Annotated in this window: 18 protein-coding genes; 5 read left to right on the top strand and 13 right to left on the bottom strand. The window is 74.0% G+C overall.

Annotated features, from left to right (window positions below):
• Positions 1-6 precede the first annotated feature (6 nt).
• The 3 genes from M8C11_RS09595 to M8C11_RS09585 all read right to left on the bottom strand — a co-directional run bounded on the left by M8C11_RS09595 (position 7) and on the right by M8C11_RS09585 (position 3,034).
• Positions 7-876 carry an acyl-CoA thioesterase II gene (locus M8C11_RS09595; RefSeq protein ID WP_013287530.1) on the bottom strand — a complete coding sequence of 290 codons (870 nt, stop codon included), beginning with the start codon at positions 874-876 and terminating at the stop codon, positions 7-9.
• A gap of 64 nt (positions 877-940) precedes the next feature.
• Positions 941-2,389 (bottom strand): pyruvate kinase, encoded by a 1,449-nt coding sequence (gene pyk, locus M8C11_RS09590; protein ID WP_120568873.1) that lies wholly within the window; start codon positions 2,387-2,389, stop codon positions 941-943.
• A 279-nt stretch (positions 2,390-2,668) separates the two neighbouring features.
• Positions 2,669-3,034, bottom strand: a complete 366-nt coding sequence (locus M8C11_RS09585; protein WP_013287532.1) for a YciI family protein — start codon at positions 3,032-3,034, stop codon at positions 2,669-2,671.
• 164 nt (positions 3,035-3,198) lie between these two features.
• Here M8C11_RS09585 and M8C11_RS09580 point away from each other — a divergent pair, with 164 nt between their 5' ends.
• Both M8C11_RS09580 and M8C11_RS30505 read left to right on the top strand, forming a co-directional pair.
• Positions 3,199-4,065, top strand: a complete 867-nt coding sequence (locus M8C11_RS09580; RefSeq protein ID WP_120568872.1) for an aldo/keto reductase — start codon at positions 3,199-3,201, stop codon at positions 4,063-4,065.
• A 79-nt stretch (positions 4,066-4,144) separates the two neighbouring features.
• Positions 4,145-5,737: a GMC family oxidoreductase gene (locus M8C11_RS30505; protein ID WP_252449300.1), complete on the top strand. Its 1,593-nt coding sequence runs from the start codon at positions 4,145-4,147 to the stop codon at positions 5,735-5,737.
• 57 nt (positions 5,738-5,794) lie between these two features.
• Here M8C11_RS30505 and M8C11_RS09570 read toward each other — a convergent pair whose 3' ends face one another.
• The 4 genes from M8C11_RS09570 to M8C11_RS09555 all read right to left on the bottom strand — a co-directional run bounded on the left by M8C11_RS09570 (position 5,795) and on the right by M8C11_RS09555 (position 10,499).
• Positions 5,795-6,598 carry an alpha/beta fold hydrolase gene (locus tag M8C11_RS09570; protein ID WP_252449299.1) on the bottom strand — a complete coding sequence of 268 codons (804 nt, stop codon included), beginning with the start codon at positions 6,596-6,598 and terminating at the stop codon, positions 5,795-5,797.
• Positions 6,599-6,765: 167 nt separating this feature from the next.
• The gene (locus M8C11_RS09565; protein WP_013287536.1) at positions 6,766-7,029 is read right to left on the bottom strand and encodes a DUF6244 family protein; all 264 of its coding nucleotides are present in this window, start codon (positions 7,027-7,029) and stop codon (positions 6,766-6,768) included.
• Between the two features lie 177 nt (positions 7,030-7,206).
• On the bottom strand, positions 7,207-7,986 hold the full coding sequence (locus M8C11_RS09560; RefSeq protein WP_252449298.1) for a hypothetical protein: 780 nt from the start codon (positions 7,984-7,986) through the stop codon (positions 7,207-7,209).
• The gene (locus tag M8C11_RS09555; RefSeq protein ID WP_252449297.1) at positions 7,983-10,499 is read right to left on the bottom strand and encodes an FtsK/SpoIIIE domain-containing protein; all 2,517 of its coding nucleotides are present in this window, start codon (positions 10,497-10,499) and stop codon (positions 7,983-7,985) included. The genes M8C11_RS09560 and M8C11_RS09555 overlap by 4 nt, the downstream gene beginning before the upstream one ends.
• Positions 10,500-10,682: 183 nt before the next feature.
• On the opposite strand from M8C11_RS09555, the gene M8C11_RS09550 reads away from it, so the two are divergent.
• The gene (locus M8C11_RS09550; protein ID WP_252449296.1) at positions 10,683-12,092 is read left to right on the top strand and encodes an alkaline phosphatase PhoX; all 1,410 of its coding nucleotides are present in this window, start codon (positions 10,683-10,685) and stop codon (positions 12,090-12,092) included.
• 56 nt (positions 12,093-12,148) lie between these two features.
• On the opposite strand, the gene M8C11_RS09545 is transcribed toward M8C11_RS09550, so the two are convergent.
• The 3 genes from M8C11_RS09545 to M8C11_RS09535 all read right to left on the bottom strand — a co-directional run bounded on the left by M8C11_RS09545 (position 12,149) and on the right by M8C11_RS09535 (position 13,547).
• Positions 12,149-12,550 (bottom strand): hypothetical protein, encoded by a 402-nt coding sequence (locus tag M8C11_RS09545; protein WP_252449295.1) that lies wholly within the window; start codon positions 12,548-12,550, stop codon positions 12,149-12,151.
• Positions 12,547-12,858: a hypothetical protein gene (locus M8C11_RS09540; protein ID WP_121686184.1), complete on the bottom strand. Its 312-nt coding sequence runs from the start codon at positions 12,856-12,858 to the stop codon at positions 12,547-12,549. The genes M8C11_RS09545 and M8C11_RS09540 overlap by 4 nt, the downstream gene beginning before the upstream one ends.
• Positions 12,859-12,941: 83 nt before the next feature.
• Positions 12,942-13,547: a TetR/AcrR family transcriptional regulator gene (locus M8C11_RS09535; protein WP_252449294.1), complete on the bottom strand. Its 606-nt coding sequence runs from the start codon at positions 13,545-13,547 to the stop codon at positions 12,942-12,944.
• A 248-nt stretch (positions 13,548-13,795) separates the two neighbouring features.
• Between M8C11_RS09535 and M8C11_RS09530 the strand changes: the two genes are divergently transcribed.
• Complete coding sequence (locus M8C11_RS09530) at positions 13,796-15,250, top strand: MFS transporter (protein WP_252449293.1); 1,455 nt, start codon at positions 13,796-13,798, stop codon at positions 15,248-15,250.
• Positions 15,251-15,316: 66 nt separating this feature from the next.
• Here the strand turns inward: M8C11_RS09530 and M8C11_RS09525 are convergent, their stop codons facing one another.
• Positions 15,317-16,102: an SGNH/GDSL hydrolase family protein gene (locus tag M8C11_RS09525; RefSeq protein WP_252449292.1), complete on the bottom strand. Its 786-nt coding sequence runs from the start codon at positions 16,100-16,102 to the stop codon at positions 15,317-15,319.
• Between the two features lie 197 nt (positions 16,103-16,299).
• Here M8C11_RS09525 and M8C11_RS09520 point away from each other — a divergent pair, with 197 nt between their 5' ends.
• On the top strand, positions 16,300-17,835 hold the full coding sequence (locus M8C11_RS09520) for a M1 family metallopeptidase (protein WP_252449291.1): 1,536 nt from the start codon (positions 16,300-16,302) through the stop codon (positions 17,833-17,835).
• Positions 17,836-17,888: 53 nt separating this feature from the next.
• Here the strand turns inward: M8C11_RS09520 and M8C11_RS09515 are convergent, their stop codons facing one another.
• Positions 17,889-19,394: a glutamate synthase subunit beta gene (locus M8C11_RS09515; protein ID WP_252449290.1), complete on the bottom strand. Its 1,506-nt coding sequence runs from the start codon at positions 19,392-19,394 to the stop codon at positions 17,889-17,891.
• A complete protein-coding gene (gene gltB, locus M8C11_RS09510) occupies positions 19,387-24,054 on the bottom strand; it encodes a glutamate synthase large subunit (protein WP_252449289.1) in 4,668 nt (1,555 codons plus the stop codon). The genes M8C11_RS09515 and gltB overlap by 8 nt, the downstream gene beginning before the upstream one ends.

The raw sequence follows: 24,054 nt of genomic DNA, 5'->3' as shown, positions 1-24,054 counted from the left end.
GGGCGTTCAGCCGCCGACGCGCCGCAGCAGCCCCTCCTGCACGGCGCTGGCGATGTGCCGGCCGTCGGTGGTGAACATCCGGCCCGTGGCCAGGCCGCGGGCACCGGACGCGGACGGGCTCCAGCAGTCGTACAGGAACCACTCGTCGGCGCGGAACGACCTGTGGAACCACAGCGCGTGGTCGAGGCTCGCGCCGACCACACCGCCCGGCCCCCACACCTCGCCGTGCACCGACAGCACCGAGTCCAGCAGCGTCAGGTCGGAGGCGTACGTGAGGGCGCACGCGTGCAGCAGCGGATCGTCCGGCAGCTTGCCGTCCAGGCGCATCCACACCCGCTGGTGCGGTTCGGCCGGGCGGTCACCGGGTCGGACCCAGCCGGGCTCGCCGACGTAGCGCACGTCGATCGGGCGCGGGATCATCCCCCAGATGCCGAGCCGCTCCGGGTAGCGGGAGAGCCGGTCGGTCATGGTCGGCACGTCGTCCGGGCCGGGTACGTCCGGCGGGAGCGGGGCGTGGTGGTCCAGCCCTTCCTCCTGGCGCTGGAACGACGCCGACATGAAGAAGATCGGCTTGTCGTGCTGCAACGCCACCGAGCGGCGCACCGAGAAGGACCGGCCGTCGCGGACGTTCTCCACCTGGTACTCGATCGGCTCGGCCGGGTCGCCGGGGCGCACGAAGTAGCCGTGCAGGGAGTGCACGGCCCGCTCCGCGTCGACGGTGCGGCCGGCCGCGACCAGGGCCTGGCCGGCGACCTGCCCGCCGTAGACCCGCTGCGGGCCCACCTGCGGGCTCATCCCCCGGAAGGTCATCTCCCCGGTACGGGCGAGGTCGAGCACCTCCAGCAGCTGGTCGACCGCCGCCTGCCCGGTGGCCACACCACTCACCGCGTCACCTTCGTTCGCGACTGCGGGGCTCGCAAACCCGGCTCACTCCTCGCGCTCACTGGAGAGCCCGGGCCGAGGCCGCATCGACCAGCGAGCCCAACTGGTGCACGCGCAGCGTGTTCGTGGAGCCCGGGGTGCCGGGCGGGCTGCCCGCCACGATCACCACGTAGTCGCCCGGGTTGGCCCGGTTGAGGCCGAGCAGCGCCTGGTCGACCTGGCGGAACATGTCGTCGGTGTGCTGGACGAACGGCATCAGGAACGTCTCCACGCCCCAGGAGAGCGCGAGCTGGTTGCGCACCTCCGGCACCGGCGTGAACGCCAGCAGCGGCAGGTCGCAGTGCAGCCGGGCCAGCCGCTTGACGGTGTCACCGGTCTGCGAGAACGCGACCATGGCCTTGGCGCCGATGGCGCGGGCGATCGACGAGGCGGCGACGGTGAGCGCGCCGCCGTGCGTACGCGGGTCGTGCTGCAGCCGGGGGACGGCGATCGAGCCGGCCTCGGTGGTGGTGACGATCTTCGCCATGGTGCTGACGGTGAGCACCGGGTACTTGCCGACGCTGGTCTCGCCGGAGAGCATCACCGCGTCCGCGCCGTCGAGCACCGCGTTCGCCACGTCGGATGCCTCGGCGCGGGTCGGGCGGGAGTTCTCGATCATCGAGTCGAGCATCTGGGTGGCCACGATGACCGGCTTGGCGTTCTCCCGGCACAGCTGCACGGCACGCTTCTGCACCAGCGGCACCTGGTCCAGCGGCAGCTCGACGCCGAGGTCGCCGCGGGCGACCATGACTCCGTCGAAGGAGAGCACGATCGCCTCCAGGTGGTCGACCGCCTCCGGCTTCTCGACCTTGGCCAGGACGGGGCGGCGCACACCCTCCTCGTCCATGATCGAGTGGACGAGCTTGATGTCCTCCGGCGAGCGGACGAAGGAGAGCGCGACCAGGTCGACGCCGAGGCCGAGGGCGAAGCGCAGGTCCTCGGCGTCCTTGTCGGACAGGGCCGGGACGCTCACCGCGACGTTCGGCAGCGAGACGCCCTTGTTGTTGGAGACCGGACCGCCCTCGGTGACCAGGCACCGGATGTCGTTGCCGGTGACGTCGCTGACCTCGACGGCGACCCGGCCGTCGTCGATCAGCAGCCGGTCGCCCGGCTTCACCTCCTGCGGCAGCTTGCGGTAGGTGCAGGAGACCCGCTCCTTGGTGCCCACCACCTCGTCGCCGGTGATCACGACGGAGTCGCCGGTGCGCCACTCGTGCGGGCCGTCGGCGAACCTGCCCAGGCGGATCTTGGGGCCCTGGAGGTCGGCGAGCACCGCGACCGGCTTGCCGGACGCCTCGGCCGCCTCGCGGACCAGCCGGTAGACCGACTCGTGATCCTCGTGACTGCCGTGACTGAAGTTGAGCCTCGCCACGTTCATGCCTGCCTCGACGAGTCCCCGGATACGCTCCGGGGACGAGGTGGCGGGGCCGAGAGTGCAGACGATCTTCGCGCGGCGTGTCACGCCCATCAGGCTAGTCTCTCCTCCGGATCGGCCTCCCGGCCGACCCCTTGCGGACTGCGGAACATTTGTCCAACGACGCGCGTCAACCGCGTGGGCGGGCGGTAGGCGTACCGCACCGGAACGTCGTGTGGCGGGCATCGGCGACCGCGCGGTGAGAAATCGTACCGCTCCCCGTCACGGGTCGGCCCGGGGCACTGTGGGACCGTCGCGCCCGGCCGTCCGGCCGTCGGCGAGCACTGGGTACGCGGCAGCGAGCGGTGTCGTCGCAGGGGCGCGCGAGGAGCCTCAGCTCTCCGTCTTGACCAGCGGGAACTCCAGCGAGCCGGCCGGGCAGAGGAAGGTGAGCACCTCGACCCGGTAGAGCCCGGCCTGCACCGCCGGGTCGGCCTCCATGACGCTGCGGACGTCGTCCACCGAGCCGGTGCGGGCCAGGCCGAAACCGATCGGCGGGTCGGGTTCCCGGGCCGGGCCGTCCACGGACCCGTCCACGAGCACGATGCCGCGCCGTTGCAGCGCCCGCATGTGCTGGAGGTGCTCGGCCTGCAGCCGCTGCACGGTCTCGTCCGGCAGGGCCCGCCCGGAGGGCCCCGGGTAGAGCACGATGCACTCGTACGTGTCCAGCGCGAAGTCGAGCCGTGGCGTCGCGGCCATGCGCACCTCCTGACCACCGTCCCGCCCAGCCTCCCACGGCGGCCCGGTGCGCCGGGGCCGCTCGCCGCAACTACCAGTGCTTCGCCGCCGCGATCCGGGGAATGTCCAGGGGCCGGGGCGCAGTACCGCCCCGCGAGGCACGAACGAGCACAGGAGGACCGCGAATGGCCACCAGCACCCAGCCCGCCAAGGCGTCGGGCAGCTACCGGATCGGTGGCGACCTGCCGGTCGACCGCCTCGGCTACGGGGCGATGCAGCTCACCGGCCCCGGCGTGTGGGGTGACCCGAAGGATCCGGCCGAGGCGGTGCGGGTGCTGCGCCGCGCGTACGAGCTGGGGGTCACCTTCATCGACACCGCCGACTCGTACGGGCCGTTCGTCAGTGAGCTGCTGATCCGTGAGGCGCTGCACCCGTACGCCGACGACCTGGTCATCGCGACGAAGGCCGGGCTGACCCGCTCCGGTCCGGACGACTGGCGGCCGGTGGGCCGCCCGGAGTACCTGCGCCAGCAGTGCGAGCTGAGCCTGCGCCACCTGGGCCTGGACTGCATCCCGCTCTACCAGCTGCACCGGATCGACGCGAAGGTGCCGCTGGCCGACCAGCTCGGCGAGCTGGCGCTGCTGCGGCAGGAGGGAAAGATCCGGCACATCGGGCTGTCCCAGGTCAGCGTCGAGCAGATCGAGGCGGCCCGGGCGATCACGCCGATCGTGTCCGTGCAGAACCTCTACAACCTGGCCGACCGCAGCGCGGAGGACGTGCTGGCGCACTGCGAGCGCCACGACCTGGCGTTCATCCCGTGGTTCCCGATCGCCACCGGCAACCTGGCCCGGGCCGGCGGCCCGCTCGACGCGATCTCGACCGCGCACGGCGCCAGCCCCGCGCAGCTCGCGCTGGCCTGGCTGCTGCGCCGGTCGCCGGTGATGCTGCCGATCCCGGGTACGTCGTCGGTGGCGCACCTGGAGGAGAACGTGGCCGCGGCCGAGGTGGAGCTGACCGACGACGAGTTCGAGGCGCTGGCCAAGGCCGCCTGACCCGGACGCCGCCCGGCCCTTTCGCGGAATGTGATCGAACAACTACTGTCAGAGGGATTCTCACGAGTGGGGGTCCGCTGTGGAGGAGTTCGACTACGTCATCGTGGGGGCCGGCGCGGCGGGGTGCGTGCTGGCGAACCGCCTCACCGAGGATCCGGGGACACGGGTGCTGCTGCTGGAGGCGGGCGGCTGGGACCGCAGCCCGTACGTGCGGGTGCCGAAGGCGTTCTCCCGGCTGATGGACGACCGGCGCACCGCCTGGCACTACCCCGCCACCACCGGGCCGGGCCGCCAGGAGATCTGGCAGCGCGGGCGGATGATCGGCGGCTCGACGTCGGTCAACGGCATGATCTGGAGCCGCGGCGCGGCCCGGGACTGGGACGCCCTCGCACCGCTGGGCTGGGGCTGGTCCGCCATGTCGCAGGTGTTCCCGCGGCTGGAGGACCACCCGCTCGGGCCCGCGCCGCACCGGGGCACGGGCGGCCCGGTGCGGCTGTCCATCGCCACCGGCACCGACCCGCTCGCCGAGGAGATGGTGGCCACCGGCGCCGAGCTGGGCTGGCGCCGCGCCGACGACCTGGACGCCCACGACGACGAACGGATCGGCTACCCCACCGCCACCATCCACGCCGGACGCCGGGTCAGCGCCGCCGACGCGTTCCTGCACCCGGTGCGGCGCCGGCCCAACCTGACAGTCGAGGTCGGCGCCGTGGTCCTGCGGGTGCTCGTCGAGGGCGGCCGGGCCGTCGGCGTACGGGCGGCGCACGGCGGCCGGGACATCGAGTACCGGGCGGCGGGTGAGGTGATCCTCGCCGCGGGCGCGCTCGCGACACCGCATCTGTTGCAGGTCTCCGGCATCGGGCCGGCGGACACGCTGCGCGCCGCAGGGGTGCCGGTGCTGCTGGACCGGCCCCGGGTCGGCGCCGGGCTGCGCGAGCACCGGTCGATCGTGCTCCAGTACCGCCTCGCCGAGCCCGGCGGCCACAACATGACCATCGGCAGCCCGCTCGGGCAGGCCCGGGCGACGCTGCGCTGGCTGCTCACCCGGGGCGGCCCGCTCGCCCTGCCGGTGCTGGACGTGGCGGCCCACCTCAAGTCCCGCCCGGAGCTGGAACGTCCGGACGCGCACCTGCTGATGGCGCCGTTCTCGGCCGCCCCGCCCCGGCCCGGCAAGGCGCTGGAACTGGAACGGGAGCCGGGCGTGATGTGCCTGGGCACCGTCACGCGGCCGGACAGCGAGGGCAGCCTGACGATCACCGACGCGGACCCGCGTACGCCGCCGGCCATCGTGGCGAACTACCTCACCACCGGGCACGACCGGCGGGTGGCGGTGGACCTGTTCCGCCGGATGCGGGAGTTCTTCGGCACCGGCCCGATCGCGAAGCGCATCCGCTCCGAGACGGTGCCCGGGACGGCGACCACGACCGACGCGGAGATCGTCGAGGCGGCCGTGGCGCGCGGCTACTGCGGCTATCACGCGATCGGCACCTGCGCGATGGGCGCCGGCGACGAGCACGTGGTCGACCCCGAACTGCGGGTGCGGGGCGTGGACGGGCTGCGGGTGGTCGACGCGTCGGTGCTGCCGGTGATGGTGGCCGGCTGGACCAGCGCCCCGGTGACCGCGCTGGCCTGGCGGGCCGCCGACGTGATCACGGGACGGGACGCGGGCTGAGCGACGGCGCGGCCGGACGTGCCCGGGCCTGCGCGGCGGCGGGCCCGGGCACGTGTGTCAGACCGCGAAGCAGTTCGGCTGGACCGGGGCGCCGGCGAGCACTTGGCGCACCGCCGTGTACGTGGGGCCGTCCAGCACCAGCCCCAGGTGGCCGACGACCCGCAACGGGCACCACGCCTGCACCAGGATGTTCGTGGCGCCGTCGGCGAGCACGGCGTTGTCGACCGGCCGGACCAGCTCGTCCTGCCAGGTGCGCACGGTGGCCCAGCGCACCGGGCCGGGCGTGTCGTCCCCGGCGTTGAGGTCGGCCAGGAAGCTCGACCCGATGGTCATCTGCTGGCAGGCGATCACCCCGGCGCAGCTGCCCAGCCCGAGGACGGCGACCAGGTTCGCGACGTAGGTGCCGTACTGCGGGCTGCCCAGGCTGACGTACTGGTCGACGGTGCCCGCGCCGCCGAGGTACTTGACGTACCAGCGGCTGACCAGACCGCCCTCGGAGTGGCCGACCAGGTCGACCCGGGCCGCGCCGGTGGCGGCGCGCACCCGGTCCACGTAGGACGACAACGCCCGGGCGGACTCGCGGATGTCGCCGAGGCCGAGGTTCGGCAACTGGAAGATCGAGACCCGGTAGCCGTCGGCGCGCAGCCGGGCGGCGATCGGCTCGTACGCGATGGAGATTCCACTCAGGCCGCCGACCACGATCACCGGGTCGGCGGCCGCGGCGGCGGCCCGTTCCGCGGCGGTGGCGACGGTGGCCGTGGTCGGCGGGGCTGCGGGTTCCGGGGCGGCGGCCTGGGCGGCGGCCGGGACGAGCAGGACGGTGGCGGCGGTGGTGGCGGCCAGGATCGTTCGGAGCAGCATGGGCTGCACCTCCGGGGGGAGGTACCCGGGCGGAGCCGGGGGGACGGGTGGGATCCGATCGATCGTGGACACGATGATGCGTGTCCGATTTCACACACGTCAATGAAAAGTTACGCCCCGGTAACCCTTGTGGCGCCCTCAGCGCAAACCGGCATGCCGGACCGGGCTCAGTTGCCCAGCGCCTGGACCTTCGCGATGGTCTCCTGCACGTGCTGCCGGGCCGGCTCCCCGCCCTGTGCGGCCTGCGCCAGCGCCTGCCGGTAGGAGTCGATGACCCCGATCAACGGGCCCGCCGTGGCCCCCTCCAGCGCGCCCGCCACCAGCGCCCGCGCCTCGGCCGCGTCCTGCGCCGCAGCGGCGGTGCGCGCCTTGGCCTCGTCCAGCTTCTGTGCCGCCGCCGCCAGCCTGGCGATGATCTCCGCCGCGCTCACACGCCCTCCCCAGCTCACCGACCCCGCGAGCCTACCGCCCCGTCCCGCCCCACCGCCTTCGCGATCTTGCACTCCCCGCCCGCCCGAAGGCCACAAATGCCGCATCCTCGGGGCCGTGACTCCATGATCGACGGAGCGGGGTGGGGTGAGGGCGGGGTGGGAGGAGAAGGGCCGGGGTCAGCGGAGGAGGCGGAACAGGAGGAGGTAGAGGCAGAAGAAGGACGGGGAGACCAGCGCGCAGATCACGAAGCCGAGCGGCACGTACCGCCCGGCCGGCGGCGCCTCGCCCTCCACCACCGGGCGGCCCCAGCGGGCGAGCACGACCTGACCGGCCACGAAGGACATCAACGGCACGCCCGCGCAGGACAGCGCCGCCACCAGGTCCAGCCCGGTCACCGGCAGCGACGAACCCACTATCGCGATCAGCATCAGCAGCGAACCAGCCAGCGCGCAGCCCGCGTACACCACCACCGCCCGGGCCGACGCGGACCAGGTGGGCAGCAACACCGGCGTGCGGGCCAGCGCGTCGGCCTGCTGCCCGTACCCGTCGGCCTCCTCGGCCAGCCGGCCCGCCGCCGCCAGCTCCGCCGCCGGGTCGCCGGCCCGCGGCGCCGGAACACCCCCCGAGGGGTACGCCCCGACGTCCGGCCGCCCCGGCGCGTCGGCTGCGCCGCCGGGCACCCCGTCCCCCGGTCCGGGCGCGGGACCGGGCGCTCCCCCACCGGCCACCATCGCCGGTGCCGGCGCCTCGGCCGGGACCGACGTCATCGGCACGCCGATCGCCTGCCCGAGCCGGTCGAGGTGCTGGCCCTGGGCGGTGAGCCGCTGCCCGAGCGTGTCGACGGCGGACTGGAGGCCGCGGCGGCGCTCCGCCTCGGCGGCGATCTCCCGCTCCCCACCCCGCTGCCGGGTGGACAGCTCCCGCAGCAGCGCCGCGTACTCGTCGAACCCACTCATGTGCTGTCCCCCCCGGCCGCGAACGGCACGATCAGCGCGGTGCGGTGCTCGTGCCGGTCGACGAGCAGGGCACGGCCCTCACGCGGGACGTACGCGAGGTCGTGGACGCCGAGGTGCAGGCCCAGGTCGGCGGCGGGCACGTTGAGCGCGACCAGGCCCGTCACGTCGTCGCGGTGCCCGCTGCCGCCGAGGTCGTCGGCGAGCCGGCGCAGCCCGCGCCACCAGCCGAGCACGTGCACCCCGCGCGCGGGGCCCTGGCGCAGCACGGCGCGCAGGTCGTCGTACCCGGAGCGGAACGTCGCCGGGTCGGAGGCGGCCAGCGTCGTGGCGGCGGCGTCCATCCCGAACACCACCAGGTAGGTGCGCCCGGAATCCGGGGCGTCGCCGGTCGCGGCCTCGGCGAGCTGGGCGCGCAGCGCGGCGGCGTCCAGGCGCCGGACCTGGTGCCCGGCGGCGGCGAGCGTCATGGCCAGGTCGTCGGCGGCGTCGGTGGTGCCGGGCGCCAGCGGCGTGAAAAGGAACCGGGCGGCGCCGGGTGCGTGCTGGCGGGCCAGCGACAGGGTGGCCGACCGGAGCACGTCCGCGCCGGCCGCCGAGGTGCCGACCACTGCCAGGTGCCGGCCGGGGCTGGCGTCGAGCGCGAAGCCGGCCGGGCTGCCGGGGACGTCGACCACGCGGCCGACGAGCGCGTACGGCGGGCCGGCGCCCGGCGTCAGCGCCGTCCAGGCGGGGTCGCCGGTGAGCCGGGGCGTCTCGTGTCCCCGGAAGACGGCCGGCGGGCGCGCCCCGGCCGGGCGGGCCGCGTGCAGCTCGTGGCGCAGCGCGGCGAGGTCGGCCGAGGCGGCGTGCGCGTCGGGGAACCGCACCTCCACGTCCGCGCCGGGCGCGCCCGCGCCGGTGTTCACCACTGCCGTGCCGACTGTGAGCCCGCGCGCGGCGTCGTTGCGCGGGTCCAGCACGGCGTCGCCGCCTGGTAGCGCGATCCGCAGCGGGAACTGCCCGAAGATGGCCTCGGCCCGGCCGTAGAGCGCCTCGATCCCGGTGGTGCTCTGGCTCGCCAGCACCAGGTGCAGGCCGTACGAGCGGCCCTTGCGGGCCAGTTCCTCGATCAGGTCGACGGCCTGCCGGGCCAGCGCGTCGTTGCCGGCGAACAGCACGTGGAACTCGTCGACGACTGTGACGATCCGGGGTGGCCGGGCGTTCGGCGGCAGATCCGCGAGCCGGCTGACCCCGTGCCGCTTGAGCAGGTCGGCGCGGCGGCCCAGTTCGGCGCGCAGCTCGCGCAGCACCGCCACGCCGTACTCGCGGTCGGACTCGATGCCCACCGCGTCGGCGTGCGGCAGCCAGGACGGGTCACGGTCGGTGGGCACGAACTCGGTGAAGCTGACGCCCTCCTTGAAGTCGAGCAGCATCAACCGCAGCTCGGCCGGGGAGTAGCGGGCGGCCAGCCCGTAGAGCACGTCGAGCAGCAGGACGGTCTTGCCGGCGCCGGTCCGCCCGCCCACCAGCCAGTGCGGGGTGGCGTCGTCGAACGCGACGCTCAGCGGCCGGCGGCCGGCCCGACCGAGCACGGTACGCAGCCCGGAGGCGGCGGACCCGGCCCAGCGCTGCGCGGGCAGCAGGTCGGCGAACGTGACGCCGTCCTGGCCGGCGGCCTCGGCGTACCGGCGGGCCAGCGCGGTCACAGTGGCGTGCGACGGGTCGCCGTCGAGCACCACGGGCGCGGCCAGCCCGCTGCCGTCGGTGCTGAACGGGCGCCCGGGCGGGTCGCCGACGAGCGTGTACCGCTCGGTGACGCGCAGCTGGGTGGTGGCGCCCAGCGGCGGCGCGGCGGTCGGCCCGGCCGGTGGGTGGCCGGCCAGCAGCACGCAGACCGCAGCGGCCGGGCCGGCGTGGGTGAGCGCGGCCAGGCGGGCGAGTTCCCGGGGCGGCGGCGCGGACGCGGCGACCACCACCAGCAGCTCGCGGTCCTCCGGCGCGGACCGCTGGGCGGTACGCGCGTGCCGCTCGGCCAGGTCGAGCAGGGCCGTCGTCTCCGCCTCTGTGGTCGCCGTCGCGGCGAGCACCCCGGCGTCGTGCAGCGGACGCAGCGGCAGGAACGCCGCGCCGAAGGCGGCCTGGTCGATGCCGGCCACCCGGATCGCGCCGGCCGGTGCGGCGGTCAGCAGCCGCACCACCACCGCCCGCAGCAGCTCGCCGACGCGCGGGTCGCGGGCGTCCGCGTCGACCGCCAGGTGCGCGCCCGCGCCCACCGGCACGAGCACCGGGAACGCGCCGTCGACTGTGGTCGCGGCGCCGAGGCGTACCGGAACGGGGTGGGTCGCGACGCGGGCCGTGCCGGGCACCGCGGCGGCCAGCTCACCGCCGAGGCGGGCCAGCCGCGCGACCAGCTCGGGGCTGCCCACCGGCGCCGGGCCGGCGGCGCCCAGCAGCCGCCGGGCCGTCTCCCAGTGCCGCACCGCCCGTCGATGCCGATCGACCGCCTGCCGGTACGCCGCCGCGAGTCTGCCCACCGTCCGCCCTCCGACGTTTGCGATCGAGGGGAACCCTAACGGACGCGCGCCGCACCGGCACGGGGCGCTCCGCACCGGGGATTCGTCCACTGTTCACCCGGCGTCGGACGGGCGCGCCGCCCGCCGTTCCCCCGGCCCGGCTTGCCTTCGGTCAGCAAATCGTGCGCACAGGAAGGCGACGACGTGACCTCACCTCTTTCCCGGCGGTCCCTGCTGCGCGGCGGCGCGGCCGGCGGACTCGGCATCGTGGTGGCCGGCAGCCTGGAGGCCATCGCCGGACCCGCCGCGGCCCGGCCCGCGTGCCGCCCGGCAGCCGGCTACGGCGACCTGGTGCCGGACCCGGCGGGCCTGCTGGCGCTGCCGCCCGGCTTCTCGTACACGGTCGTCGCGCAGGCCGGCGCGACGCTGCTGGAGTCCGGGCAGCCCACCCCGAGCGACGCGGACGGCACCGGCTGCTTCCGCGGCCCGCACGGCTCCGTGCTGGTGAACAACCACGAGATCGGCGGCGACGAGCCGTACCCGGTGCCGGCGCTGCCCGGCCTGACCTACGACCCGGGCGCCCGCGGCGGCACCACCACCATCGAGGTGGACCGGCACGGGCGGCGGCTGCGCGAGTACGTCAGCGTGGCCGGCACGCACAACAACTGCGCCGGCGGCATCACCCCGTGGGGCACGTGGCTGACCTGCGAGGAGACCGAGCAGCGGGCCGGTGGGCGGTATCTGAAGGACCACGGGTACGTCTTCGAGGTCGACCCGCACGACCGGTCCGCCAACACCGACCCGGTGCCGCTGACGTTCCTCGGGCGGTACTCCCACGAGGCCGTCGCGGTCGACCCGTACACCCACTCGATCTACCTGACCGAGGACGCGAGCGGGCCCAACGGCCTGTACTTCCGGTGGACGCCGCCGCCCGGCTTCCGGGGCGGCAAGGGCGCGCTGCGGGCGCTGGCCCAGCGCCCCGACGGCGGCACCGCCGGCAGCCTCGCCGCGATGCGCTGCCTGCACGGTGACGGCCACGTGGCCGACCTGTCCGAGGCCACCACCCCCGGCACCCGCTACCGCGTGGAGTGGGTCGAGGTGCCCGAACGCGACGCCCGAACCGTGTCGGTACGCAAGCAGTTCACCGATGCGGAGGTCACCCGCAGCCGCAAGCTGGAGGGCGCCTGGTGGGGCGACGGCGGCGCGTACTTCGTGGCCAGCTACGCCCGCCACGACGACGGCAGCGCCAACGAGCACGACGGACAGGTGTGGTTCTACGACCCGCGCCGGCAGACGGTGACGCTGAAGACCATCTTCGGGGTGAACACCGACCCGGAGGCCGACCACGGCAACTACGACGGGCCGGACAACATCACCGTCTCGCCGTACGGCGGGGTGATCCTGGCCGAGGACGGCGAGGGCGTGTCGCACCTGGTCGGCGTCACCGAGCAGGGCAAGGCGTACCCGCTGGCCCGCAACGAACTCAACGACAGCGAGTTCACCGGGCCGACGTTCAGCGCGGACGGGAGGACGCTGTTCGCCAACATCCAGTCGCCGGGGTACGTGTTCGCGATCACCGGACCGTGGGGGCGGCCGAGCAACGGGCACCGCTGACGGGACAGCGAGCGGCCGGCGGTTCTCGCGTGGGAGCCGCCGGCCGACACATCCGGTCAGCCGGGAAAGGCGATGACGGGAAGGTCTCCCCCGTCGCCGTAGGCCTTGCCCTCGCCGGTCAGCACACTTGCGTCGTGGTCGAGAACGGCCATCACCGCTGCCGCGAGGTCGACCCGGCCGGTGATCCTGCGCCAGTAGGCCAACTCCTGCCAGTCCTCGCCCCAGGTCGGCAGGACCGCGCAGGCGGGACGCTCCAACAGCCGGTGCAGCACCGCGCGGTCGCCCGGTTCGTCGATCACCGCCAAGGCCTCGGCCACGACGACCGCCGGCACGCCGAAGCGCACCCCGTCGTGCGCGACCTCGTGCAGCGGCTCGGCCACGTGCATCGAACCGGCCACGTAGCCGACCAACGCCGACCGGTCCAGCACCAGGCGAACCGGCGGCTCCTCAGTGGTCATGCCGCCGGTGCCTGAGGGTCGGTCTCGCCGGCCATCTCCCGTGCCGCCCGGCGCGAACGCTCTCGCAGAGCCTGGCGGCGACCGGGCGACCACTCCTGCTCCACCTGCGCGCGCTGCACCCGGGCTCGTGCACGACCCTGGGCGGAAACGGTCATCCCGCGTCGGGCGAACTCGGCATCGAGGTCCTCGGCGCGCATCCGTGCCCGCACAGCGTCGACGACGTATGCGCTGGCGTTCGGCTCGCGCTCCAAACGCTCCGCGACATCCGCAGGCAGCGAGAACGACTTCTTGCTCACCGGTCCGGTCACACCCAGCATGCTATCGGATCGCACCGGCCGAGGGCTGCGCCACGCGGGATCGTCTCGACGGAAGCGGGTATCCTCCGCCTCGGCTAGGCCCGCGTCGATTCCGCCCCGGCGCTCGCACGCAGGCCGTCCAGCGCGATGGCCAGGACGCGGTCGCGCTGGGCCGGGTCCGGGAACTGGTACGCGGCGAGGCCGCTGATCAGCCGGATCACGTCGTCGAATCCGGCGTCCGGCCGGGCGGCCCCGGCGGCCTGGGCGCGGCGCAGCAGCGGCTCGCCGGTCGCGTAGATCTCGGTGCGGCAGCTGCGGAACACCTCGGAGTCGTGCACCAGCTCCTCGGCCAGCGCCCGCTTGGTGGCCACGTAGGCGACGAACCGGTGCAGCCAGGCGACCAGGGCATCCCAGGGCGGCTCGTCGGCCAGGTCGTCGGCGGAGGCGCTGAGCGCCCGCACCTCCTCGACGTAGACCGCCTCGAACAGGTCCCGCCGCTGGGGGAAGTTGCGGTAGAGCGTGCCGATGCCCACGCCCGCCCGGCGGGCGATCTCCTCCAGCGACGCGCCGGCGCCGTGCTCGCCGAAGACCTCGCGGGCGGCGGCGATCAGCGCGTCGTAGTTGCGGCGGGCGTCGGCCCGTTTCGGGCGGCGCGCGAAGACCTCACCGGACACGTCGGCGTCGGCCATGACGCGGGTCACCCCTTCCGCCTTGCAACCGGAGGCACCCCTCCGCTAGGTTAATGGAGGCACGCCTCCGGTTACTGACCGGAGCCATCCCTCCGGATAGCTTACTCCGGACTTCCGGCCCCGCGATCCTCGCGCCCCCACGGACCCGGGAGGTCCCACCATGCCCGCCGACCGCTGAGCACCAGCGAAACCCGGCCGCCACCGCCGCACCACGCGCGAGCGGCCACCACAGTCGTACCGACAACGGGGAGTCGTCCCACATGATCCACTCATCCCGGCGCGGCTCGCGCCGGATCACCTTCCTCGTGCTGGCCGCCGGCACCGGATTCTTCGCGATGCTCCAGTCGCTGATCACGCCGGTGCTGCCCACCATCCAGCACGACCTGCACACCTCGCCCAACACGGTGACCTGGGTGCTCACCGCGTACCTGCTCTCCGCGTCCGTCTTCACGCCGATCGTCGGCCGCATCGGCGACATGGTCGGCAAGGAGAAGACGCTCGTCTTCTCGCTCGCCGCGCTGGCGCTGGGCTGCCTGCTGGCGGCCGTGGCACCCAGCATCGGCGTGCTGATCGCCGCCCGTGTGGTGCAGGGCATCGGCGGCGCCGTCTTCCCGCTGTCGTTCGGCATCATCCGCGACGAGTTCCCGGCCGCCCGGGTCAGCTCGGCGGTGGCCTCGATCTCCGCGGTCGTGGCCGTCGGCGGCGGGCTGGGCGTGGTGCTGGCCGGGCCGATCGTGGCCACCCTGGGCTACCGGTGGCTGTTCTGGATCCCGCTGGTGGTGGTCGGGCTGACCGCGCTCGCCGCACACCGGTTCGTGCCGCGCTCACCGGTACGCACCCCGGGCCGGATCAACTGGCTCAGCGCCGTACTCCTGTCCGGCTGGCTGGTGGCGCTGCTGCTGCCGGTCAGCAAGGGCGCCGCGTGGGGCTGGGGCTCCGGCCGCGTGGTCGGGCTGCTGGCGCTGGCAGCGGTGCTCGCGGTCGCCTGGCTGGCGACCGAGGCCCGCGCCGCCAACCCGCTGATCGACCTGCGGATGATGCGCCTGCCGGCGGTCTGGACCACGAACCTCGTCGGGTTGCTCTACGGCGCCTCGATGTTCGCCGTCTACGCGTTCCTGCCGCAGTTCGCGCAGATCCCGACCAGCGCCGGCTACGGCTTCGGCGCCAGCGTCACCCAGGCCGGACTGCTGATGCTGCCGATGCTCGTCGGCATGTTCGTGGCCGGTCTGCTGGCCGGGCGGCTGGAGTCCCGGTTCAGCGCCAAGGCGCAGCTGAGCACCGGCGCGGTGTTCAACGTGGCGGCCGCCGCCATGCTGACCGTCGCGCACGACACCCGCTGGCAGGTCGGAGTCGCCGGCGGCCTGGTGGGCCTCGGCATCGGGCTGGCGTTCGCCTCGATGGCCAACCTGATCGTGGCGAACGTGCCGGCCGGGCAGACCGGCGCGGCGACCGGCATGAACGCCAACATCCGTACCATCGGCGGCGCGATCGGCGCGGCGCTCGCCAGTGCCGTGATCACCGCGAATCCGCAGCCGAGCGGGCTGCCCCGGGAGGCCGGCTTCACGGCGGGATTCCTGCTGCTCACCGGCATCTCGGTGGCCGCGGCGCTGGCCGCGCTCGCCGTACCCTCCGGGCGCCGCCGGTGGCCCCGGCGGCGCATCGGGCCGGCGGTGCCGGACCTGGCACCGGCGCCGGAGCTGGTCCCGGCCCGCTGACCCCATTCGGTACGCGGACAGAAGCCCCGCCCGGCGCCTGTGCCGGGCGGGGCTTCGCCGTTGTTGTCAGCCGATGGCGGCGGTCAGCGCGGCCAGGTAGCCGTAGCGGTAGCCGCTCGCGTTCGGGTGGTACGCCTCGATGACGCCGCTGACGTCACGGATCCACGGGTCGGCGGCGCACACGCCGTGCCCGGCGAAGAACGGCCGCGCGTCGACGAAGGTGCCACCGGCGGCGGTGGCCCGGCCGGCGATGACGCCGTTGAGCGTGTCGGCGGCCTGGTTCAGGATGGTGCGCTTGTAGCTGCTCATGGCGAGCAGTCCGCAGGAGCCGGTCTCGAACAGCCGCGGATAGCCGAGCACCACCAGCCGGGCGTTCGGGGCCCGGTTGCGGATCGCGGCGTACGTGGCGTCGAGCCGGCCCGGCAGCGTCGCGGTGGCGAACGCCTTGGACTCGTTGACCGCGCTCTCGCAGCTCGACGTGCTGCCGAAGCGGCAACTGGTCATCACGTCGGCGAAACCGGCGTCGTTGCCGCCGATGGTGATGGTGACCAGCGTGGTGCTGCTGCTGAGCTGGCCGACCTGGTTGTTCAGCACGTCGGCGGTGACCGCGCCGCCGCAGGCCGGGAACTTGAAGCTGGTGACCGAATGGGCCGCGGCCCAGAGCGGGGCGTACGACTTCTGGCTGCGCAGGCAGGTGGACAGGTCGTACGGCGCGGCGCCGACCCCGGAGGAGTAGGAGTCGCCGAGGGCGACGTAGTTGACTGTGGCCGCCCGGGCGGCGCCGGGCAGGAGCACGGCGCCGAGGACGGCCGCCAGGACGGCGGCGAACGCGGTACGGACGCGACGGGACATGACAGAGCCTCCACGGGGCAGGGGTGGTGGAGCCCGTTGACCGCGCGCGTGGCCGAGGGATCGGTGCTGTTACTGGTCGGTAATGCTATCGAAACATTCGCAAGAATTGAATAGCCGAGATCGGCCGGGCGGGACAGATATGTTCACATGTGTCGATTAGCTTGACGGTGACGACACCCGACGGAGGGAGTCCCACCGTGCGACGCGCACTCACGGCGGCCATCGCCGCCCTGACCCTCACCGCGGCCGGCACCACAGTGACCGGCGCGCCCGCCCAGGCCGTCCCCGGCGGATGGGGCCGGCCGCAACCCGCGGCGGCCACCCCGACGCCGGGCAGTCCAGGGCTGGGCGACAGCTACTTCCCCGACTACGGCAACGGCGGCTACGACGTCGGCCACTACGACATCCGGCTGCGCTACGACCCGGCCACCGACCGGCTCAGCGGCACCACCACGATCCTCGCCACCGCCACCAAGGACCTGTCCCGGTTCAACCTGGACTTCGCACTCGACGTCGAGTCGGTGCGGGTCAACGGGTGGGTCGCCGGCTTCACCCGGGCCGGCGACCACGAGCTGGTGATCACCCCGGCCCGGCCGCCGGCAAAGGGCCAGCAACTCACCGTCGTGGTGAAGTACGCCGGTGTGCCGTCCCAGACCACCGTCTACGGCTACACCGCGTGGACGCGTACCGCCGACGGGGCGCTCGCCGTCAACGAGCCCGAGTCGGCCTGGTGGTGGTACCCGAGCAACGACCACCCGAAGGACAAGGCCACCTGGGACGTCTCGGTGTCCGTGCCCACCGGTGTCGAGGTGATCAGCAACGGCGTGCAGCCGCGCGACCCGCTGCCCGAGGCCGGCAACCGCACCCGGTGGAGCTGGCGCAGCGTCAAGCCCGGTGCCACCTACCAGGCGTTCCTGGCCATCGGTCAGTACGACATCGTCACCGACGTCGCGCCGAACGGGCAGCCGGTGGTGAACGCGTACAGCACCACGCTGGGCGAGCGCCTGCCGGCCGCGCGGGCCAGCATCGAACGCACCGCCGAGATCGTCGACTGGGAGAGCGGGCTGTTCGGCCCGTACCCGTTCGAGGCGCAGGGCGGCGTGGCCGGGCCGGTCGACGGCATCGGCTTCGCGCTGGAGACGCAGACCCGCCCGGTGTACGGCCCCGGCTTCTGGCGGCGCGGCGCCAACACGTACGTGGTGGTGCACGAGAACGCACACCAGTGGTTCGGCGACTCGGTGTCGGTGGCCGACTGGCGGCACATCTGGCTCAACGAGGGCTTCGCCTCGTACGCCGAGTGGCTCTGGTCGGAGGAGCAGGGCGAGGGCACCGCTCAGGAGCTGTTCGACTTCACCTACGACAGCTATCCGGCCGACTCCGAGTTCTGGCAGGTGCGCCCCGGCGATCCGGGCCCGAGCGGGATCTTCGACGACGCCGTCTACGACCGGGGCGCGATGGCGCTGCACCAGATCCGGCTCGCCGTCGGCGACGCGGCGTTCTTCCGCATCCTGCGCACCTGGACGGCCAAGCGGCAGTACGGCACCGGCACCGTCGGGCAGTTCCAGGCGCTCGCCGAGCGGATCTCCGGGCGGGATCTCGACGCGGTGTTCACCACCTGGCTGTTCACCCCCGGCCGGCCCGACGTGGCCACCGCCGCGCGGACGACCGCCGCACCGGCGCAGCCCGCCTCGTGGGCGAAGATCCGGGCGGCGCACGACCTGCTCGGCCGCTGACCGGCGCCGGCCGGGCCACTCCCTACGACGGGGGCGGCCCGGCCGGTGCGGGGTCAGCGCGCGGCGAGCGGCTGGCGGGCCGGGTCGACCGGGGCGGGCAGCTCGCCCACCCCGCCCAGGTACGCGTGGATCGCCGCCGCGGCGGCGCGTCCCTCGGCGATCGCCCAGACGATCAGCGAGGCGCCCCGGTGCATGTCGCCGGCGACGAAGACACCGTCGGCGGCCTGCCAGTCCGGGGCTGAGTCGACAGCGCCGCGGGCGTTGCGGGCCACCCCGAACTGGGCCAGCAAGGGCTGTTCCTCGGTGCCCTCGAAGCCGATGGCGAGCAGCACCAGGTCGGCCGGGATCTCCCGCTCGGAGCCGGGCAGCGGGGTGACGATGCGGCGGCCGTCCACCTTCTCCACAGTCACCTCGGCGATCCGGACCGCGCGGACCTGGCCGGTGCCGTCGTCCACGAACTCCTGCACGGCGACGGCGAACACGCGCTCGCCGCCCTCCTCGTGCGCCGGGTAGCTGCGCAGCAGCCACGGCCAGGTCGGCCACGGGTCGCGGGCCGCGTCGCGCTCCGTGGGCGGCTGCGGGTAGAGGTCGAGCTGGTGTACGCCGGCCGCGCCCTGCCGGTGCGCCACACCGAGGCAGTCCGCCGCGGTGTCGCCACCACCGATGATCACCACGTGCTTGCCGGCGGCGTCGATCGGCGTACCGTCGGGCAGCGTCGCCAGCGCGGGCCGCCCGTTCCCGGCGGCGGCCACCACCCGGTTCGCGGCCACCAGGTGCGCCATCGCCTGGTGCACGCCGCGCAGCGCCCGGCCGGGCGTGGCCGGGGTGTCCCGGCCCTGCAACGCGCCGCAGGCCAGCAGCACCGCGTCGTGCTCGGCGCGCAGCTGCTCGGCGGTCACGTCGACGCCGACCTCGACGCCGGTCCGGAAGCGCACGCCCTCGGCGGTGAGCTGGGCCAGCCGCTTGTCGATGTGCTGCTTCTCCAGCTTGAAGTCGGGGATGCCGTAGCGGAGCAGGCCGCCGATCGCGTCGTCGCGCTCGTACACGGTGACCGTGTGACCGGCGCGGGCGAGCTGCTGCGCGGCGGCCAGCCCGGCCGGGCCGGAGCCGACCACCGCGACCGACCGGCCGGTCGGGGCGGAGGCGGGCCGGGGCCGCAGGCCGTCGCGGGCCACCGCCGCGTCGGCGATCTCCACCTCGACCTGCTTGATGGTGACCGGCTGCTGGCCGCCGAGGCCGAGCACGCAGGCCGCCTCGCACGGCGCCGGGCAGAGCCGCCCGGTGAACTCGGGGAAGTTGTTCGTGGCGTGCAGCGACTCCACAGCGGCGTCCCAGTTGCCGGTGCGGACCAGGTCGTTCCAGTCCGGGATGCGGTTGCCCAGCGGGCAGCCGTCGTGGCAGAACGGGATGCCGCAGTCCATGCACCGGGTGGCCTGCTCGCGGATCAGCTCCTCGCCGGCCGGCGGGTAGACCTCGCGCCAGTCGGAGATGCGCACCGGCACCGGACGGCGGGCCGGCAGCCGCCGGTCGTAGCGCAGGAAACCGTTCGGGTCAGGCACGAGCCACCTCCTGGGCGACCGCCCGGGGCGCGGGCGGCAGGGGCGCGGACGGCGCCGGGGAGAGGGCGCTCATCACCGCGTCGTCGACGTCTCGGCCGGCGGCTTCGGCGGCCCGCATGATCTCCATGACCCGGCGGTAGTCCCGGGGCACCACAGCGGTGAACTCCTCCACCGCCTGCGGCCACCGCTTGAGCAGATCTTCGGCGACCGCCGAGTCCGTCTCGGCGAAGTGCCGCTGGACCAGCTCGTGCAGCCGGTCGCGCTCCTCGTCGCGCAGCGGCGACAGGTCGACCAGCTCGGCGTTGACCAGCCGCCGGTCGAGCCGGTGCACGAACGCGGTGCCACCGGACATGCCGGCGGCGAAGTTGCGCCCGGTCGGCCCGAGCACCACGACGGTGCCGCCGGTCATGTACTCGCAACCGTGGTCGCCGAGGCCCTCGACCACCGCGACCGCGCCGGAGTTGCGCACCGCGAACCGCTCCCCCACCCGGCCGCGCAGGAACACCTCGCCGCCGGTGGCGCCGTACAGGATGGTGTTGCCGGCGATGATCTGGTCCTCGGCGCGACCGCCCGGCGCGGCGTCCACGCCCACGAACGGCGCGTCGGCGTCCGGCCGGACCACGATCCGGCCGCCGGACAGTCCCTTGCCGACGTAGTCGTTGGCGTCGCCGTACAGGCGCAGCGTGACCCCGCTCGGCAGGAACGCGCCGAACGACTGACCGGCGGTGCCGCGCAGCCGGAACTCGATCGTGTCGTCGGGCAGGCCGGCGCCGCCGAAGCGGCGGGTCACCTCGCCGCCGAGCATCGCGCCGACGCTGCGGTGCTCGTTGCGGACCTCGACCTCGACCCGGACCGGGGTACGGTCGCGCAGCGCCGGCCCGGCCAGCTCGATGAGCCGGTTGTCCAGCGCCGCGTCGAGGCCGTGGTCCTGGGCGCGTACACCCCGGCGGGCCGCGCCCTCGGGCAGCTCCGGCAGGTGCAGCACGCGGCTCAGGTCGAGCCCGTGGCCCTTCCAGTGGTCGATCGCGCCGGCCACGTCGAGCAGCTCGGTGTGGCCGATCGCCTCGTCGATGCTGCGGAAGCCCAGCTCGGCCAGGTAGCCGCGGACCTCCTCGGCGAGGAACAGGAAGAAGTTCTCCACGAACTCCGGCTTGCCGGTGAAGCGCTCGCGCAGCACCGGGTTCTGGGTGGCGATGCCGACCGGACAGGTGTCCAGGTGGCACACCCGCATCATCACGCAGCCCTCGACGATCAGCGGCGCGGTGGCGAAGCCGAACTCCTCGGCCCCGAGCAGCGCCGCGACCAGCACGTCCCGGCCGGTCTTGAGCTGGCCGTCGACCTGTACGGTGACCCGGTCGCGCAGCTTGTTGAGCAGCAGCGTCTGCTGCGCCTCGGCCAGGCCCATCTCCCACGGGGTGCCGGCGTGCTTGAGCGAGTTGAGCGGAGACGCGCCGGTGCCGCCGTCGTGCCCGGAGATCAGGATGACGTCGGCCTTGAGCTTGGCCACGCCCGCCGCGACGGTGCCCACGCCCACCTCGCTGACCAGCTTGACGTGCACCCGGGCGGCCGGGTTGACGCACTTGAGGTCGTGGACGAGCTGGGCCAGGTCCTCGATGGAGTAGATGTCGTGGTGCGGCGGCGGGGAGATCAGGCCGACGCCGGGGGTGGCGTGCCGGGTCCGGGCGATCCACGGCCAGACCTTGTTGCCTGGTAGCTGCCCGCCCTCGCCGGGCTTCGCGCCCTGCGCCATCTTGATCTGGAGGTCGTCGGCGTTGACGAGGTATTCGCTGGTCACGCCGAACCGGCCGCTGGCGATCTGCTTGACCGCGGAGCGCCGGGCCGGGTCGTGCAGCCGCTCGACGTCCTCGCCGCCCTCGCCGGTGTTGGACTTGCCGCCGAGGCGGTTCATCGCGATCGCGAGCGTCTCGTGCGCCTCCGCCGAGATCGACCCGTACGACATGGCGCCGGTGGCGAAGCGCTTGACGATCTCGGTGGCCGGCTCGACCTCGTCCAGCGGCACCGCCGGACGTACGCCGGTGCGCAGCCGGAACAGCCCGCGCAGCGAGCCCGCCTGCGCGGCCAGCTCGTCGACCTTCGCGGTGTACTGCCGGAACACGTCGTACTGGCGGCTGCGGGTGGCGTGCTGGAGCAGGAAGACGGTCTCCGGGTTGAACAGGTGCAGCTCACCCTCGCGGCGCCACTGGTACTCGCCGCCGACCTCCAGCCGGTCGCTGGCCTGCGCGCCCGGCGCCGGCCAGGCCAGCGAATGCCGGGCCGCCACCTCGGCGTGGATCTCGTTCAGGCCGATGCCGCCGATGGTGCTCGGGGTGCCGCGGAAGTACCTGTGGACCAGGCGGGTGTCCAGGCCGACCGCCTCGAACACCTGCGCGCCGCAGTACGAGGACACGGTCGAGATGCCCATCTTGGACATGATCTTCAGGACGCCCTTGCCGAGCGCCTTGACGTAGTTGCGGACGGCCTTCACCCGGTCGACGCCGGTCAGCACGCCGGTGGAGATCATGTCCTCCACCGACTCGAAGGCCAGGTACGGGTTGACCGCCGCCGCGCCGTACCCGATCAGCACCGCCGCGTGGTGCACCTCGCGGCAGTCGCCGGACTCGACGACCAGCGCCACCTGGGTACGGGTCTGCTCGCGGACCAGGTGCTGGTGCACCGCGGCGGTGAGCAGCAGCGACGGGATCGGGGCCAGGTCGGCGTTGGAGTCCCGGTCGGAGAGCACCAGGATGCGCACGCCGTCCTCGATCGCCTCGGAGACGTGCCGGCAGATCTCGGTCAGCCGGGCCTTGATGCCGGCGCCGCCGTCGCGGATCCGGTACAGGCCGGAGACCCGGACCGCCTTGAAACCGGGCAGGTCGCCGTCCTCGTCGATGGACAGGATCTTGGCCAGCTCGTCGTTGTCGATCACCGGGTACGGCAGCACGATCTGCCGGCAGCTCGCCGGGCCCGGGTCGAGCAGGTTGCCCTCCGGCCCGATGGTGGACGCCAGGCTGGTCACCAGCTCCTCGCGGATGGCGTCCAGCGGCGGGTTGGTGACCTGGGCGAAGAGCTGATGGAAGTAGTCGTAGAGCAGCCGCGGCCGGGTGGACAGCGGCGCGATCGGGGTGTCGGTGCCCATCGAGCCGATCGGCTCCGCGCCGCTGCGGGCCATCGGGCCGAGCAGGATCTTCAGCTCCTCCTCGGTGTAGCCGAACGTCTGCTGACGGCGGCGCACCGAGTCGTGGGTGTAGACGGTGTGCTCGCGCGGCGGCAGGTCGTCCAGCTCGATCAGGCCGGCGTGCAGCCACTCCTGGTACGGCTGCTCGGCGGCCAGCTCGGTCTTGATCTCGTCGTCGGAGACGATCCGGCCGTTGACGGTGTCGACGAGGAACATCTTGCCCGGCTGGAGGCGGCCCTTGGCGACGACGGTGGCCGGGTCCAGGTCGAGCACGCCCGCCTCGCTGCCCAGCACCACCAGGCCGTCGGCGGTGTGCCACCAGCGGCCCGGGCGCAGGCCGTTGCGGTCCAGCACCGCGCCGACGATCTCGCCGTCGGTGAACGCGACCGACGCCGGGCCGTCCCACGGCTCCATCAGGCTGGCGTGGAAGCGGTAGAACGCGCGCTTGTCGGCGCGCATGTCCGGGTCGTTCTCCCACGCCTCGGGGATCATCATGAGCACCGCGTGCGGCAGGCTCCGGCCGGCCAGGTGCAGCAGTTCGAGCACCTCGTCGAAGTTGGCCGAGTCGGACGCCGCCGGGGTGCAGACCGGAAAGACGCGGCGGATGTTGCCGGGGATGCTGGGGCTGCGCAGCAGCGCCTCGCGGGCCTGCATCCAGTTCCGGTTCCCGCGGATCGTGTTGATCTCGCCGTTGTGCGCGATGAACCGGTACGGGTGCGCCAGCGGCCAGGACGGGAACGTGTTCGTGGAGAAGCGCGAGTGCACCAGCGCGATGGCGCTCACCACCCGCTCGTCGGTCAGCTCCGGGTAGAACGCGGGGAGCTGGTCCGGGGTGAGCATGCCCTTCCACACCATCGTGCGGCCGGACAGCGACGGGAAGTACGCCGGCACGCCCCGCTCGGCGGTCTCCCGCTCGACCTGCTTGCGCAGGCAGAACGCCACCCGGTCCAGGTCGAGCCCGGTCAGCGGGGAGCCGGCCGGGCCGTCCGGCGAGCCGGTCAGCCGGTGCGCGGCCACGAACAGCTGCCGGACCCGGGGCATCGCCGCGAGCGCGGTCTCACCCAGGCCGGACGGGTCGGTCGGCACCTCCCGCCAGCCGAGCACGTCGGCGCCCTCGACCAGCGCGTACTTGCCGACCACCTGGCGGGCACGGGCCTCGGCCGCGTCGTCGTCGGGCAGGAACACCAGGCCGGTGGCGTACTGGCCGGCCGGGGGCAGCGGGAAGTCGACGGTGGCGCGCAGGAACGCGTCCGGCACCTGGATCATGATGCCGGCGCCGTCCCCGGTGTTGTGCTCCGCGCCCCGGGCGCCCCGGTGGTCCAGCCGGCACAGCGCCCCGAGGCCGTTCGCGACGACCTGGTGCGAGCGCCGCCCGTGCAGGTCGGCCACGAAGGCCACGCCGCAGGCGTCGTGCTCGTACGCGGGGTCGTAGAGCCCGGTCGCCGGTGGGGCCGACTGCGGGCTGTGAGGGTACGGAAAGGCCAC

The organism is Micromonospora sp. CPM1, from assembly GCF_023896895.1.
Lineage (GTDB): Bacteria > Actinomycetota > Actinomycetes > Mycobacteriales > Micromonosporaceae > Micromonospora > Micromonospora tulbaghiae.
Note: the sequence above shows the minus strand (reverse complement) of the source record. Positions and strands in the feature narration are given on the sequence as shown.